Origin of the sequence: Promicromonospora thailandica, from assembly GCF_024171955.1 — a bacterium.
GTDB classification, from domain to species: Bacteria; Actinomycetota; Actinomycetes; order Actinomycetales; family Cellulomonadaceae; genus Promicromonospora; species Promicromonospora thailandica.
On sequence record NZ_JAMTCS010000016.1, the window covers coordinates 69,039 to 83,943 of the forward strand.

Consider the following 14,905-nt stretch of genomic DNA (forward strand, 5'->3'; position numbering starts at 1 on the left):
TCAGGCCGTCCTGGCGCGTGGCTCACCGGCCGCCACCGCTTCCCGCCCGACGACCTCGAACGCGACCGCCTCGGTCAGCACCCCGTTGACCTGCAGCGCCACGGCATGCGCCCCCGGGTGGTACCGACGCGTCGTGATCTCGCGGAACGAGTGCGCCCGCCGCACCTCGGTGCTCTGCCCGGGCTCGAGCGTGACGGTCGTGAGCTTGAAGGTCTTGGGCGTCTGGGTGCCGTTGGCCTTGCGGTGGTGCACCACGTAGTCGACCAGCAGGCGGACGGCGGCCTCGCCGTCGTTGCGCAGCAGCGCGCGCAGCTCGACGGTGCCGCCGGTCTCGACGACGGTGCGGTCCAGGTGGGGCCCGTCGATCGTCAGCGCCGCGGGGGAGGCGTAGCCGAGCAGCGCGAGCGCCCCCGGGTCGCCCTTCTTGACGAGGGTGCGCAGCGCGTGGCGTACGAGGCGCGGCGTGCTGCCGTCGGGCGCGGGGTCGGCGAGCCAGCGCGCCGCGGTGCGGACCACGAGCCCAGGGTGGTCCCGGCTGAGGTCGTTGAGATGGTTGGCCACGGAGCGGCGCACGTACTCGCTCGGGTCGCGGTAGAGGGCGTCGAGCACCGGGAGGGTCGCGTCGCCGCGGGCGCTCAGGGCCGGCACGCGGATCGCCCACGGCAGGTAGGGCCGGGTGCCCTCGGAGGCGAGTCGGCGCACATGCTCGTCGGGCGAGGCCGTCCAGGCCAGCGCCGCGGCGAGCGCGCGGTCCGGGTCGTGGTTGATCAGGGTGCGGATCGCGAACTCCGACGTCAGCACTCCGGTCAGCCGTTCCAGCAGCACCACGGCGTCGTCGAACGTCGCGGGCGTGCCGTCCTCGACCGCTGCAGCCGCGACCGCCGTCGACACGGGCCACACCGCCCAGCCGTGCAGCGGCACCGGGCCGTCCAGCGCCGCCCGCACCGCCTCGGCCAGGCCCGGGTAGCGCCCGGGGACGTCGGTCAGCAGGGCGCCCTCCAGCAGGTCGACGCGTTCCCGCAGGGCGAGGCCCGCGATGCGGGCGGACGCGCCGCGCAGCACGGTCAGGGGCGCCCCGGGCAGGGCGGAGGCGACCGACGCCACCAGGTGCGCGACGGTGCTGGTACCGATCATCTCGTCGGCGAACGGCATGTGGGACTCTCCTTGAAAGATGTTCAGGCCAGCCGGAAGACCGGCCAGGCCAGCTCGGTGCGCCAGGCGGCGGGGTCAGGGATGTCCGACGGCGCCACGAGGTAGGTCTCCTGCACCGGGCCGTCGACGGCCAGCGCGTGGTCCACGACCCAGGCGCCGAGCCGGCCGTAGGTGACGTCGATGTCGTCGTGCGGGCCGTGGTGCACGACGGCGGCGACCTCGGCGGCGGGCAGCTCGAGCCGGTGCACGCGGCCGGTGTCGGGCGGGTCGGCCACGGGCCGGTAGACGAGCACCTCGCCCGTCCCGTCGCGGAACAGCGCGTTCGCGTAGTGTCCACCCGGCGGGCCGAGCCGCTCGTGCCCGGTGACGGCGGCGTCGAGCTCGGCCATCGCGTCCGCGTACCAGTCCAGCACCTCGTGCGCCGCAACGACGCCCGCCACGGCGGCGACCGCGCGGGCCGGCTCGGTGCGCAGCGCGACGTCGAACGGCGCGTCCGGGCGCAGCAGCCGGCGCAGCGAGACGACGGCGGCCCGGGTGCGGTCCAGCTCGGCCTCGAGCCGGCGCAGGTGGGCGGTGACCAGCGTGCCGCGCTCGTCGGCGTCGGGCGCGGCCAGGATCTCGCGGACCTGCGCGAGCGGGACGTCGAGCTCGCGCAGCCGGTGGATCACCTGTGCCGTCGGGATCTGCGTGCTGGTGTAGTAGCGGTACCCGCTGAACGGGTCGACGTGGTCCGGCTCCAGCAGACCGGACTCGTGGTAGCGGCGCAGCGTGCGCACGCTGAGGTGGGTCAGCTCGGCGAACTCGCCGATGGTCAGGCCGCGGGTCACGCCACCACTGTGCACCCTCTCCCTGGGGGAGGCTCGACGGCGGTTGACCTTCTCCCTGGGGGAGACCCGAGCGTGGACGGTATGCACCCTCCGGATACCACCCCTTTGACCGACCGGCTCGACGGACGCCGAGCCCTCGTCACCGGCGCCAGCAAGGGCACGGGCGCCGCGATCATGGCCCGCCTGCGCGCCGCAGGAGCGACGGTGCTCGCCGTCGCCCGCACAGCACCCGACGCGCACCCCGCCCCCGAGTCCTTCGTGGCCGCCGACCTCACCACCACGGACGGCGTCGCGCGCGTCGTCGAGCACGTCGAGCGCCATCTGGGCGGCCTGGACGTGCTCGTGCACTCGCTGGGGGGCTCGTCGTCGCCGTCGGGCGGGTTCGCCACGCTCACGGAGCAGGACTGGACCGACGAGCTGACCATCAACCTGCTCGCCGCCGTGCGGCTCGACCGGGCTCTGCTGCCGGGCATGGTCGCGGCGGGCCGCGGCGCCGTGGTACACGTCTCCTCGATCCAGCGCCGCATGCCGCTGTACGAGGCGACGCTCGGGTACGCGGCGGCGAAGGCAGCCCTGACCACCTACAGCAAGGGCCTGGCGACCGAGGTCGGCCCGCGCGGCGTCCGGGTCAACGTGGTCTCGCCCGGGTTCATCCGCACCGAGAGCGCCGAGGGCCTGGTCGACAGGCTCTCGGCGGGCCAGGGCATCAGCCGTGCGGCCGCGCTCGACCAGATCATGGGCTCCCTCGGCGGCATCCCGCTCGGCCGCCCCGCCGAGCCGGCCGAGGTCGCCGAGCTGGTCGCGTTCCTGGTCAGCGAGCGCTCCTCTGCGATCACCGGCGCCGAGCACACGATCGACGGCGGCACCGTCCGCACCCTCTGACCCTCACGAAAGGCACAACCATGTCCGCTCACACCACCAGCCCCCAGCTGCCCGCCGTGCTCGTCGAGCACCTCGGCGCGCACGCGGCGCGCGACATCGAGCGTGAGCTCGCGTGCTACGCCGACGACGCCGTCGTCACCGACGATGGCCGCACCTACCGCGGGACCGAGCAGATCCGTGTCTGGCTCGCGCGAGCGTCGAGCGAGTTCTCGTACACGAGCGAGCTCACCGCCGTCCGTCAGGACGCACCGGGCCGCTGGACCGCCACCCACCACCTGGAGGGCGACTTCCCGGGCGGCACCGTCGACCTGCACTACCGCTACGTGCTGCGCGACGCGCTGGTCACCGAGCTCGTGATCGCGCCCTGAGCCCTGGCGTGCCACCTGCACCGCCCGGAGCCAGGTCAGGTGTGCAGGTACGACGCCCCGTTGACGTCCAGCACCGCCCCGGACGACCACCGCGCCTCGGGGGAGGCCAGGTACACGACGGCGGCGGCGACCTCCTCCGGGCTGCCGACCCGCCCGAAGGGGCTCTGCGCGCGCAGGTCGTCGCCCTGGTCGCCCGCGAGCTTGGCGGCCTGGCGGTCGGTGGCCACGAAGCCGGGCGCCACCGAGGCGACGGCGATGTCGTGCGGGGCCAGCGCGAGGGCCACCGACTGGCCGAGCGCGTGCACGGCGGCCTTGGTCGCGCCGTACGCCGGGTAGTCGGGCTCGCCGCGGAACGCTCCGCGCGAGCCGACGTTGACGATCGCGCCGCCCGCCCCAGCCGCGACGAGGTGCCGGGCCGCCGCCCAGCTCGCGTGGGCGGTGCCGAGCAGGTTGACCCGCACCATCGTGTCCCACGCGGCAGCCCAGTCCTCGAAGGATGTGTCCTGGACGGTGTGGACGTTCTGCGGGTCTGGCGCCGTCGCGGCGTTGTTCACGAGCACGGAGATCCCTCCCAGACTCGCGACGGCGTCGTCGACCAGCGCGGCCGCGGCCGTCGGGTCGCCCAGGTCGGCCTGCACCAGCACGTGGCCGGTGTCGGGCAGCGCGGCGAGGGTCTGCTCGGCGTCGGCCCGGCCGTGCGCGTAGTGCACGGCGACACGGTCGCCGCGCTCGGCGAAGGCCAGCGCGATCGCGCGGCCGATGCCGCGGGACGAGCCCGTGACGAGGACTCCGCGGGAGGGCAGGTCGGTCGTGCGCATACGTTCTCCTGAGGTTCGGTAGGCACCAGCCGGCCGGACGTGCCACCGGCCGGCCTCGCGCCGCTTACAGTTGGACCATGCCCGCCACCATGAAGGAAGTGGCGACCCGGGCCGGGGTGTCGCTGAAGACCGTCTCACGGGTAGTCAACCGGGAACCCCACATCCGCCCCGAGACCATGGCACGGGTCGAGGCGGCCATCGCCGAGCTGGGCTGGGTGCCCAACCCGAGCGCCCGCAACCTCCGCACCGGCCGCACGGGCACGATCGGCATCGTCGTGGCCGAGCTGCGCCGCCCGTACCTGGCGATGCTCGTCGAGGCGCTCGTCCACGAGGCCGAGCGGCTGGGCCTCACGGCGACGGTCGAGCCCACGCACCGTCGGCCGCGGCGCATCTCGGAGGTGCTGGGGGAGCGCGGCCACCTGTACGACGGCGTGCTGCTCATCGACCCCGAGGACCTCGAACCGGTCATGTGGGACCAGGCGCAGCAGCCCGTGGTCGTGATCCAGGGCGGCAGCTGGCAGGCGCCGGTCGACCGCGTCGACGAGGACGTCGTCGAGGCCGCCGGACTCGTGGCCCGGCACCTCGGGGTGATGGGCCGGACCCGGCCCGTGCTGCTGGGGCCCGACCGCGCCCGCACGGAGACCGACCGGGAGAATTTGTCCGCGGCGCTCCGTGCCGCCCTCTCGGCGGTGGGCATCGAGGCGGGCGCCGTGCCCCGGGTCTCGCTGGGCGGCGTCGGCGACCGCCGCGCGGGCGCCCGCGCGGCGGCGGCCGCGCTCGAGGTGCGCCCCGATCTCGACGCCCTGCTGTGCGTGAACGACGAGGTGGCGATCGGCGCGCTGTCCTGCCTGGTCGAGCGCGGCGTGGCCGTGCCGGACGACGTGGCGATCATCGGGTACGACAACCTGGCCGACGGCCAGTTCTCCACGCCGACGCTGACCACGATCGACCCGTCGCCCGCGGGTCTGGCGCGCGCTGCCCTCGAGCTGCTCATGGACCGGGTGCGCGGCGGCGCGCCGGCCGCGGCCCGGCAGGCCACGGTGCCGGTCACGCTGGTGCGCCGTGAGTCGACGATGGGGATGCCGTGAACAGCGAGGCCGTGAACGGGGACGCAGCGACCAGGGAGACGAACCGCCGCCCCACCCTGGAGGACGTCGCGCGGCTCGCCGGCGTCTCGGCGAAGACCGTCTCCAACGTCATGCTCGACCGGCCGAACGTCTCGGCAGCCACCCGCGCCACGGTGCGGGCCGCCGCCGACACCGTGGGCTACCGACCGAACCACGCAGGCCGGGGGCTGGCGTCGGGCCGTACCGGCCGCATCGCGGTGGTGGTGCCCAACCTCTTCCAGCCGTACTTCGCCGAGATGGCGGAGCGCCTCATCCTCGCGCTCGAGGACGAGGGCCTCACCACGACGCTGCGCATCGCGGGTGACGTGCACGCGGAGCTGGCGGCCGTCATCGGGTCGTCCACCCGCGACGCCGACGGTGTCGTCATCTGCCCGGCCCACTTCCGGGCGGCGGCGCTCGGCGGCCGGGCGCTCGACCGGCCGGTCGTCCAGGTGGGCGGCCCGGCCACCGACTCCCTGGACTGCGTGATCATGGGGGAGTACGCCGGGGCCAACGCCGTCACCCGCCACCTGCTGGACACGGGCCGACGTCGTCTCGCGATCATCTGGAACGGCCTGAGCACCGAGAGCGGGCGCTACGCCGGGGTGGTCGACGCCCTCGCCGAGCGGGGGATCGACCCCGACCCGGCGCTGTTCGCCGTCGGCTCCGACTGGGACCGGCGCGAGTCCGGGTACGAAGCCATGGTCGGGCTGCTGCGGACCGGTGTCGAGTTCGACGCCGCGGTGTGCGCGAACGACGCGACGGCGGTCGGTGTCGTGCGGGCACTGCGCTCCCACGGCCGCCGGGTCCCCGAGGACGTCGCCGTCACCGGCTTCGACAACACGGACGAGAGCGAGTTCGCCAGCCCGCCGCTGACCTCGGTGAGCCCGGACCCGGAGGGGATGGCCTCGGCCGCCGTCCGCATGCTCGTCGACCGGCTCGACGGGTACGACGGGCCGGCGCGCTCCGTGCGGACGGGGGCCGAGCTGATGATCCGGAGGTCGTCCGGACCGGCGTCCTGAGGCGTCAGGCCCCCACGCGGACGGTGACCAGCGACCAGGCAGGGACCGGGATCGCGGCGCGGCCGTCGGTGAGCTCCGCCGCGGTCGCGACGGGTTCGACCGGCGAGGCCTCGAACGGGCGCCCGACGTCGGGGGCGCCGCCGGCCAGCGTCGTGACGACGACCGGCCCGGTGCCGGACGCGCCGTCGACCACGAGGTGCGCGGTCCGGTCCTCGTCGGCGAGGCTGACGAGCGTGACGTGGGTTCCGCCGTCGCGCCCGCTCGTGGCACCGGCCACGAGGTCGGGCCAGGGGCACAGGTCGTCCTCGTGGTCGTGGACGAGCGCGTCGTCGAGCCACACCCGGATGCGCGCGCCGTCCACCGTGACGCGGACGTGCAGGGGCTCGTCGGTGCGGACGCCCCCGAACGGGTGCGGCCCGTCGACCTCGTTGCCGATGCCGTCGTCGCGCCGGGCCAGGATGAGCGACTCGTTGCGCCAACCCCCGACCTGGAACTCGTGCACGGTCTCGCCGACCGCCCCGCTGAACCCGACGACGAAGCCCTCGGCGCCGTCGGTCCGGGTGGCGACGAGCTCGAGCTCGCTGCCGTCGGCCGCCAGCGTCACCGTGTCCTCGGGCCCCACGAGCTGGTCCGGGTGCGCCGTGCCGCCCACCCGGATCGCGGTGAACCGGGTCGTCGCGCCGGGGGAGCGGAACGTGACCCGCTGCATCGCCGGCGGCGCCTGCGGCCGGTCGGTGTGCCCCGAGACCGCGCAGCCGAGCACCTGCTCGCCGCGCACCTGCGCCATCATCCGCTGCACGTGGTAGCTCGGGCTCGGCCGCACCTCGTCGTCGGTGAAGTAGACGAGGTCGGGCAGCCACTGGGTGCTGCCGACGCGCGCGAGCAGCGGCGCGTACGACGACAGGCGCACCACGTCCGAGTTCCGTTCGACGGCGGTCATGTACGCGGCCTCGGCGAGCGCCGAGCGCATCGTGGAGGTGTGGGCGGCCCACTCGCCGAGGTAGACGGCGGGCCCGGACCGGTCGTAGTGGTTGAAGCGGTCCAGGTGCTGCAGGAGCCACCGCGGCGAGCGGTAGCTGTGCTCGTCGACCATCGGCACCGCGAGGCGGCGGGCCAGCTCCCACCCGGCGTCGTAGTCCGGGCCGTAGGGTTTAGGGCCGAGCGTGCCGATGACGGTGACGTCCGGGTACGCCTTCCGCACGGCCTCGAAGAGCTGCCCGAAGCGGTCGGCGAACTGCGCGTCGACGACGTCCTCGTTGCCGAGGCCCAGGTAGCGCAGCCCGAACGGTTCGGGGTGGCCGGCGGCGGCCCGGACGGCGCCCCAGCGGGTCTCGGGTCCGCCGTTGGCGTACTCGACGAGGTCGAGCACGTCCTGGACGTACTGGGGCATGCGCTGCTGCGGGATGGCCTGCGGCCCGCCGGGCACGTTCTGGCAGCACACGCCCGCGGCCACGACGGGCATCGGTGTGGCGCCGAGCTCCTCGCAGAGCAGGAAGTACTCGTGGTACCCGATCGCCATCGACTGGTGGTAGCCCCACGTGTTGGGCATGGGCACCCGGTGCTCGCGGGGCCCGATGGTGCGCTTCCAGTGGTAGATGTTGTCGAGGCCGTAGCCGTGGGCCACGCAGCCGCCGGGGAAGCGGACGAAGGCCGGGCGCAGCGCCCGCAGCGTCTCGACGAGGTCGGGGCGGAACAGGCGGGCGCGGCCCTGCGGGTCGACGGGGCGCAGCTCGACCAGGTCGACGTCGACGGCGCCCTCGCTGACCTCGAGGGTCAGCGCGGCGCGGGTGGTCGCGGCGCTGGTCAGGTCCACCTCGACCCAGCGCCAGTCGTCGTCGGCGACGGGGATCTCGACCCGGGCGAGGACGCCGCCGTCGGCGGTGGTGAGGGATGCGTGCGAGGCGGCCGACAGCGTCGCGCGGCGGACGGCGAGCCGGAGCCGGGAGGTGCCCTCGCGCACGAGCATGCCCGCGGGGTCGTAGCCCCGGTTGGTCAGCCGTGACCCCGCGGGGAGGCGGACATAGGTGGCGTTGGCGGCAGAGACGGGCCGGTCGCTGCGCACCCGGACGCCGTCCGTGGTCTCCCAGCCGGTCAGCGGGCCCCAGCCGGGCCGGTCGGCGGGCGTGGCCTCGAAGTCGCCGTTGCGGACGAGGTCGGCGTTGAGCCCGCCGTCCAGGGCGTAGTTGATGTCCTCGAGGAACAGGCCCCACAGGTCCTGGCTCACCCGGGTCCCGGTGGGCTGCTGCACGTGGATCGCGACGTCGTTCGGGCTGGTGGTCATCGGTTCGCACCCTTCCTCGGGGGCCTCGGGCCGCCCCGGCGTGCCGCTCCCTCGCGCCGTCGCCGGGTTGTCGCAGGCCAACGTACAGCGTTGTCACGTCCTCGTCGACAACCATTGACAACGCTGAACCACGTCCGCGATCATCGGTGGCGCTCGGGCACGACGACGGCGGGTCACCGACGACCCGCCCGGCCGAGAGGTTTCACGAGCACGACATCCGGAGGTCTCAATGAAGAGCAGGACACGCCTCGTCGGCTTCGTGCTGGCGACCGGAGCGCTCCTCCTCGCCGGCTGCACCGGCGGAGGCGGCGGTGGCAAGAACACGGCGGACGGCACGATCGACATCCTCGTCGTCAAGCACGGCCTGACCGGCCCGATGGCCGACATGGCCTGGGTGAAGGAGCTCGAGGAGAAGGCCGGCGTGACGATCCGCTGGGAGGAGGTCTCGGCCGACTGGAGCCAGAAGAAGGCCACGATGCTCGCCGCGGGCGAGGTGCCCGACCTCATCGTCGGCGGGAACGCGATCACCAACGCCGACCTCGCCACCTACTCGTCCCTGTTCGAGGACCTGTCCGACGACATGGACGCCCTGCCCAACGTGCAGGGCATGCTCGACTCGCACGCCGAGCTGTCGGCCATGGCCACACGGTCGACCGGCGAGGTCTACGCGCTGCCGAGCTACCGCCGCTACTGGCCCGAGACCATCTCGCGCCAGTACATCAACCAGGACTGGCTGGACACCCTCGGCCTCGAGATGCCGACCACCTGGGACGAGCTCTTCGACGTGCTCGTCGCCTTCAAGGAGCAGGACGCGAACGGCGACGGCGACCCGGACGACGAGATCCCCTGGGACTGGAACCCGATCGACCCCGCGGGCTTCGCGGCCGGCCAGCCCACCATGCTGCTGGGCGGGCTCGGCCTGCCGACCACCTACGGCGGCGGCCAGGGGTACGTCGTCGAGGACGGCACGGTGCTCAACTTCCTCGTCGACGACCGGTACCGCCAGGTGATCGAGTTCACGCACCGCGCGTACGAGGCCGGGCTCATCAGCAAGCAGGTGATGACCCAGGACTACTCGGCCTTCCAGTCGGTCGGCCGCGGCGACGGCGACGTCGCGAAGGTCGGCTTCAGCTGGGGCTGGACGGCGTCCGACCGGTTCGGCGCGCAGCTCGCCGACCAGTACACCTCGATGGCGCCCCTCGAGGCGGAGGCCGGGCAGTCGACGCCGGTCACCTGGAACTACGACACCGAGAACTTCAGCCCCAACCACATCGTCATGTCGGCGGGCACCGCGGACAAGGACGGGGCGCTCGCGGTGATCGACGCCTTCTACGACCCGGAGATCTCCGTCCAGGTGCTCTGGGGCGACCTGGGCGAGAACGTGGAGCGCGACGGTGACGGGTACACGGTGCTGCCGCCCGCCGACGAGAAGAGCGACCCGTCGACCTGGAAGTGGACGACGACGCTCGCCGATGCCGGCCCGCACTGGATCCGTGACGACGTCGACGTCGAGCCGCCGGCCGACCTCGCCGAAGCCGTCGAGCAGTCGGAGCCGCTGCGCGAGGCGCTCGGGAACGTCGACCCCGACACCGACATCTACCCCTTCAAGTACGTGAACATCTCCACCGAGGACCAGAGCACCATCACGCTCAACGACACCACGGTGCTCAACCTCGCGATGACGGCGTTCGGCCGGTGGGTCACCGAGGGTGGCGTCGAGGAGGAGTGGGACGACTACGTGGCGCAGCTCGAGGGCGCGGGCCTGCCGCAGAACGTCGAGATCTACCAGCGCTACTACGACGAGTACCAGGCGAGCCGGTCATGACGCTCCTGCGAGAGCGGACCGAGCCGGCGGGCGCCGCGACATCCGGTCGCGGCGCGCCGCCCGGCTCGGGCGCGCGCCTCTGGCGGCACCTCGGGCGCTACTGGCAGCTGTGGGTACTGCTGCTGCCGGCGATCGCGTTCACCGCGGTGTTCGCGTACGTGCCGATGTACGGCATCCAGCTCGCCTTCCGGGAGTTCGACTTCCAGGCGGGGCTCACCGGCGGCGAGTGGGTCGGGCTGAAGTACTTCGAGGTGTTCTTCAGCAGCCCGATGTTCGGCACGGTGCTGCGCAACACGCTGACCATCAGCATCGCGACCCTCGTCGTCGGGTTCCTCGCGCCGATCGCCCTCGCGCTGGTCATCAACCAGATCGTCAACGCGACGCGCAAGCGCTTCATGCAGACGGCGACCTACCTGCCGCACTTCATCTCGATCGTCGTCGTGGTCGGCATGCTCCAGGTGCTGCTCAACCCCTCGAACGGCACCGTCACGCGCCTGTTCAGCGGGGCGGGCCTCGACCTCGACCTGCTCGGCGACCCCGACCTCTTCGTCCCGGTCTACGTGATCTCCGAGGTGTGGCAGCACTGCGGCTGGAACTCGATCATCTACCTCGCCGCGCTCGCCTCGGTGGACACGCAGCTCTACGAGGCGGCCCGGATCGACGGGGCCAACCGCCTGCACCTGATCCGGCACGTCGACATCCCTGCCCTGGTGCCGACGATGATCATCCTCTTCATCCTCACCATGGGCGGCGTGCTCTCGACCGGCTTCGAGAAGGTCTGGCTGATGCAGAACGCGCTCAACCTGCCGGTGAGCGAGGTGATCGCGACGTACACCTACCGGATCGGCATCCTCGGCAACCAGTTCAGCCTCGGGACGGCGATCGGGTTGTTCAACACCGTCATCAACTTCCTCTTCCTGGTCGTCACGAACTGGTTGGCCAAGAAGTTCGCCGACACGAGCCTGTGGTGAGGCCCATGACACGACTGTCCGCGCTCCGCGCCCGCACACCCGGCGACATCGCCTTCTCGGTGGTCCTCGCGATCGTCTGCGCCGTCATCCTGTTCGTGACGATCTACCCGCTCTGGTTCGTGGCGATCGCCTCGATCAGCGAGCCCCGTCTCGTGGCCACCGGCCAGGTGACGTTCCTCCCGCAGAACATGAGCCTGTTCGGCTACGAGCAGATCTTCGCCGACGACCGGATCTGGACGGGCTACCGCAACACCGTCGTCTACACGGTGGTCGGCACCGCGCTCAACATGGTCGTGACCATGCCCGCGGCCTTCGCCCTGTCGCGTCGCGAGTTCCGGCCCCGCCGCGTGCTCATGCTGTTCTTCGCGTTCACGATGTTCTTCAGCGGCGGCCTCATCCCGCAGTACCTGCTGTACCGCGATATCGGGCTGCTGGACAACTGGCTGGTGTTCATCCTGCCGACCGCCCTGAACGTGTACAACCTCATCATCGCGCGGGCGTTCTTCGAGAACGCACTGCCGGAAGAGCTCTTCGAGGCCGCGACCCTCGACGGAGTCGACTACTTCCGGTACTTCCTGAACATCGCGCTCCCGCTGTCCAAGGCGATCCTCTCGGTGATCGCGCTCTACTACCTCGTGCAGCACTGGAACGACTTCTTCACGGGCCTCATCTTCGTCCGCGACTACGAGCTCCAGCCGCTGCAGATCGTGCTGCGCGACATCCTGCTGTCCAACCAGGCGTTCGCCGGCGGGGCCGGCGGGGCGGGAGGCTCCGGCGGCGCCTACGGCCAGGACTTCGCCGACCAGATCAAGTACGGCGTCATCATCGTCTCCACGCTGCCGGTGCTTCTCCTGTACCCCTTCCTGCAGAAGTACTTCGAGAAGGGCGTCATGATCGGGTCGGTGAAGGGATGATCGACCGGCTCGTCACCCTGCACACCCACGTCGGCACCTGGGGCTGGCGCCTGCTGAAGCTTCACCTGCTCTGGCTGCTGCACACGCTGCGCGGCGGCGTCGTCCTCGGCGTCTTCCCGGCGACGGCGGCCGTGCACGAGGTGCTGCGGCACGACCTCATGAGCGACGACGTGACCGAGCGGCGCGGCCTCCGGGCGGAGTTCGACGCCGCCTGGCGGGCCAACCTGCGCGGCGCGAACGTGCTCGGCTACGCGCTGACCGTGCTCTGGGCGGTGCTCCTGGCCGAGCGCCAGGCGCTCGCGGGGGCGGGCAGCGGCCTGGCCGGCGCGGCCGGGAGCCTGCTGTGGTTCGCGGCGGCCTTCCTCGCCGTGGCCACCGCGCTGGTCTGGCCGCTGGCCGCGCACTACGACGAGGCGGCGCTCCCGCACCTACGCCGCGCGGCCACGCTTGTCCTGGCGCGCCCGGTGACCGCACTGGTCACGGCGTCCGCCGGCGGCGCGATCCTCGCCGCCTACTACCTCGTGCCGGGCCTTGTCCCGGTGCTCGGCGTGGCCGCGCCCGCGCTCGCGACCACGTACTGCCTGCGGCGCAGCGGCATCCTGCCCGCGCCCGCGTCCGCACCCTCGCCCGACCGCATGAAGGAGAGCACCGTATGACCACGACGACCACGCCGCCTGCCACCACCGGCCCGCCGCCCGACGCCGCCTCGCCGTGGCACGTCGACGGCACCCGGCTGACGTGGCGCGGCGGCGGCGAGACGCTCGTCGTCGAGCCGTGGGGGGCCGACAGTGCGCGCGTCCGGTCCGCGCAGGGGGAGGTCGTCGACACCGACTGGGCCCTGCTGCCCGCCCCGGAGGCGGAGAGCGCCCGCGTCGAGCTCGACGGCGACGTCGCCACCCTGGTCAACGGGCGCCTGCGCGTCGTCCTCACCGCGCACGACCACTACCACTGGCAGGGCGGCCAGCGCCGGTTCCGGTGCCACGTCAGCTTCCAGGACGCCGACGGCCGGGAGCTCCTGGCCGAGCGCGAGTCCGGCGGCGCCCTCGCCCTGCGCGCCCGCCAGTACGACGCGCACCCCGCCGGCGGCTGGCGGACATCGGTCTCCCTGGAGAGCCCCGCCGACGAGAAGCTCGTCGGGATGGGCCTGTACCAGCAGGACCACATCGACCTCAAGGGCTGCACGCTCGAGCTCGCCCACCGCAACTCCCAGGCCAGCGTTCCGTTCGTCGTCTCCAGCGCCGGGTACGGGATGCTCTGGCACACGCCCGCCGTCGGGCGCGCGACCTTCGGCCGCAACGGCACCGAGTGGACGGCCGAGTCGGCACCCCAGATCGACTACTGGGTCACGGCAGGCGACACCCCGGCGCAGATCAGCCGCGCGTACGCCGACGCCACCGGCCATGCCCCCGTGATGCCGGAGCGCGGTCTCGGCTACTGGCAGTGCAAGCTGCGGTACTCGTCCCAGGAGGAGCTGCTCGATGTCGCGCGCGAGCACCGGCGCCGTGACCTGCCGCTGGACGTCATCGTCGCCGACTTCTTCCACTGGCCCCGGATGGGCGACTTCCGGTTCGACGACGAGTTCTGGCCCGACCCCGCCGCGATGGTCGCCGAGCTGCGTGACCTGGGCGTCGAGCTCATGGTCAGCGTCTGGCCCCAGGTGGCGCTCACGTCCGAGAACTTCGACGAGATGTCCCGCCAGGGCCTGCTCGTGGCCACCAACCAGGGCATCGACGTGCAGATGTGGTTCGAGGGCCCCAGCCGGTTCGTCGACACGACCAACCCGCGGGCGCGCGCCTACCTCTGGGACAAGCTCCGCACCGGGTACGGGCGGCACGGCATCCGCACGTTCTGGCTCGACGAGGCCGAGCCCGAGTTCGGCCAGTACGACTTCGGCGCCTACCGGTACGACGCCGGACCGGCGCTCGCGGTGACCAACATCTACCCGCAGACGTTCTCCCGCGCCGTCTTCGAGGGCCAGCAGGGCGACGGCGAGACCGAGATCGTCAACCTCGTGCGGTGCGCGTGGGCGGGCAGCCAGCGCTACGGGGCGCTCCTGTGGTCCGGCGACATCCACTCCTCCTGGACGGCGATGCGCCGGCAGATCACCGCGGGCATCCACGTGGGCGTGGCGGGCGTGCCGTGGTTCACGACGGACATCGGCGGGTTCGGCGGCGGCCGCACCGACGACCCGGCGTTCCAGGAGCTCCTGGTGCGCTGGTTCCAGATGGGCGCGTTCATGCCGGTGATGCGCATGCACGGCGACCGAGCCCCGCAGGTGCCCGTCGTGGCGGCGGACGGCAGCCGCCGCCTCCCGTCCGGCTCGGGGAACGAGCTGTGGAGCTTCGGCCCGGAGAACTACGAGATCCTCGCCCGGTACGTCCGGTTCCGCGAGCGCCTGCGCGACTACACGCGCGACGTCATGCGCGCCGCGCACGAGGACGGGCAGCCCGTGATGCGGGGCCTGTTCCACAACTTCCCGGACGACCCGCAGGCCTGGGACGTGGGGGACCAGTTCATGCACGGCCCGGACGTACTGGTCGCGCCCGTGACCGAGCCGGGGGCGACGTCGCGCGCCGTCTACCTGCCGGCCGGGGCGCGCTGGACCGACCTGCACACGGGTGCCGTGCACGCGGGCGGGCAGTGGGTCGAGGCGGACGCCCCGCGGCACCTCGTGCCGGTCTTCACGCGGGACGGCGCATTGTCCGATCTGCAGGGCCACCTCGTGGCCTGAGCACCCTC

General features: G+C 72.8%; 13 protein-coding genes. 9 read left to right on the top strand and 4 right to left on the bottom strand.

Features of this window, described 5'->3' with window-relative positions; genetic code table 11:
* Positions 1 to 1,152 carry a DNA alkylation repair protein gene (locus APR03_RS23005; RefSeq protein WP_253839564.1) on the bottom strand — a complete coding sequence of 384 codons (1,152 nt, stop codon included), beginning with the start codon at positions 1,150 to 1,152 and terminating at the stop codon, positions 1 to 3.
* Between the two features lie 23 nt (positions 1,153 to 1,175).
* Positions 1,176 to 1,979, bottom strand: coding sequence for a MerR family transcriptional regulator (locus tag APR03_RS23010; RefSeq protein WP_253839567.1), 804 nt, complete (start codon positions 1,977 to 1,979; stop codon positions 1,176 to 1,178).
* 81 nt (positions 1,980 to 2,060) lie between these two features.
* Between APR03_RS23010 and APR03_RS23015 the strand changes: the two genes are divergently transcribed.
* Entirely contained in the window at positions 2,061 to 2,861 is an 801-nt protein-coding gene (locus APR03_RS23015) for an SDR family oxidoreductase (RefSeq protein ID WP_253839569.1), read from the top strand.
* A 20-nt stretch (positions 2,862 to 2,881) separates the two neighbouring features.
* Positions 2,882 to 3,229, top strand: coding sequence for a nuclear transport factor 2 family protein (locus tag APR03_RS23020; RefSeq protein WP_253839570.1), 348 nt, complete (start codon positions 2,882 to 2,884; stop codon positions 3,227 to 3,229).
* Positions 3,230 to 3,264: 35 nt separating this feature from the next.
* On the opposite strand, the gene APR03_RS23025 is transcribed toward APR03_RS23020, so the two are convergent.
* Positions 3,265 to 4,047, bottom strand: coding sequence for an SDR family NAD(P)-dependent oxidoreductase (locus APR03_RS23025; RefSeq protein WP_253839571.1), 783 nt, complete (start codon positions 4,045 to 4,047; stop codon positions 3,265 to 3,267).
* A gap of 77 nt (positions 4,048 to 4,124) precedes the next feature.
* On the opposite strand from APR03_RS23025, the gene APR03_RS23030 reads away from it, so the two are divergent.
* Both APR03_RS23030 and APR03_RS23035 read left to right on the top strand, forming a co-directional pair.
* Positions 4,125 to 5,135, top strand: a complete 1,011-nt coding sequence (locus APR03_RS23030) for a LacI family DNA-binding transcriptional regulator (RefSeq protein ID WP_253839572.1) — start codon at positions 4,125 to 4,127, stop codon at positions 5,133 to 5,135.
* Positions 5,132 to 6,175 (top strand): LacI family DNA-binding transcriptional regulator, encoded by a 1,044-nt coding sequence (locus tag APR03_RS23035; RefSeq protein ID WP_253839573.1) that lies wholly within the window; start codon positions 5,132 to 5,134, stop codon positions 6,173 to 6,175. Before APR03_RS23030 ends, APR03_RS23035 begins: the two co-directional genes overlap by 4 nt.
* A 4-nt stretch (positions 6,176 to 6,179) precedes the next feature.
* On the opposite strand, the gene APR03_RS23040 is transcribed toward APR03_RS23035, so the two are convergent.
* Positions 6,180 to 8,456 carry an alpha-L-arabinofuranosidase family protein gene (locus APR03_RS23040; RefSeq protein ID WP_253839574.1) on the bottom strand — a complete coding sequence of 759 codons (2,277 nt, stop codon included), beginning with the start codon at positions 8,454 to 8,456 and terminating at the stop codon, positions 6,180 to 6,182.
* 229 nt (positions 8,457 to 8,685) lie between these two features.
* Between APR03_RS23040 and APR03_RS23045 the strand changes: the two genes are divergently transcribed.
* From APR03_RS23045 to APR03_RS23065, 5 genes are read left to right on the top strand one after another with little or no spacing between them, the layout of a single operon-like run.
* Positions 8,686 to 10,281 (top strand): type 2 periplasmic-binding domain-containing protein, encoded by a 1,596-nt coding sequence (locus APR03_RS23045; RefSeq protein ID WP_253839575.1) that lies wholly within the window; start codon positions 8,686 to 8,688, stop codon positions 10,279 to 10,281.
* A complete protein-coding gene (locus APR03_RS23050) occupies positions 10,278 to 11,252 on the top strand; it encodes an ABC transporter permease (protein ID WP_253839577.1) in 975 nt (324 codons plus the stop codon). The genes APR03_RS23045 and APR03_RS23050 overlap by 4 nt, the downstream gene beginning before the upstream one ends.
* A gap of 5 nt (positions 11,253 to 11,257) precedes the next feature.
* Positions 11,258 to 12,166: a carbohydrate ABC transporter permease gene (locus APR03_RS23055; protein ID WP_253839578.1), complete on the top strand. Its 909-nt coding sequence runs from the start codon at positions 11,258 to 11,260 to the stop codon at positions 12,164 to 12,166.
* Positions 12,163 to 12,822 carry a YesL family protein gene (locus APR03_RS23060; RefSeq protein ID WP_253839579.1) on the top strand — a complete coding sequence of 220 codons (660 nt, stop codon included), beginning with the start codon at positions 12,163 to 12,165 and terminating at the stop codon, positions 12,820 to 12,822. The genes APR03_RS23055 and APR03_RS23060 overlap by 4 nt, the downstream gene beginning before the upstream one ends.
* Positions 12,819 to 14,897 carry a glycoside hydrolase family 31 protein gene (locus tag APR03_RS23065; protein WP_253839580.1) on the top strand — a complete coding sequence of 693 codons (2,079 nt, stop codon included), beginning with the start codon at positions 12,819 to 12,821 and terminating at the stop codon, positions 14,895 to 14,897. The genes APR03_RS23060 and APR03_RS23065 overlap by 4 nt, the downstream gene beginning before the upstream one ends.
* Positions 14,898 to 14,905: the final 8 nt, after the last annotated feature.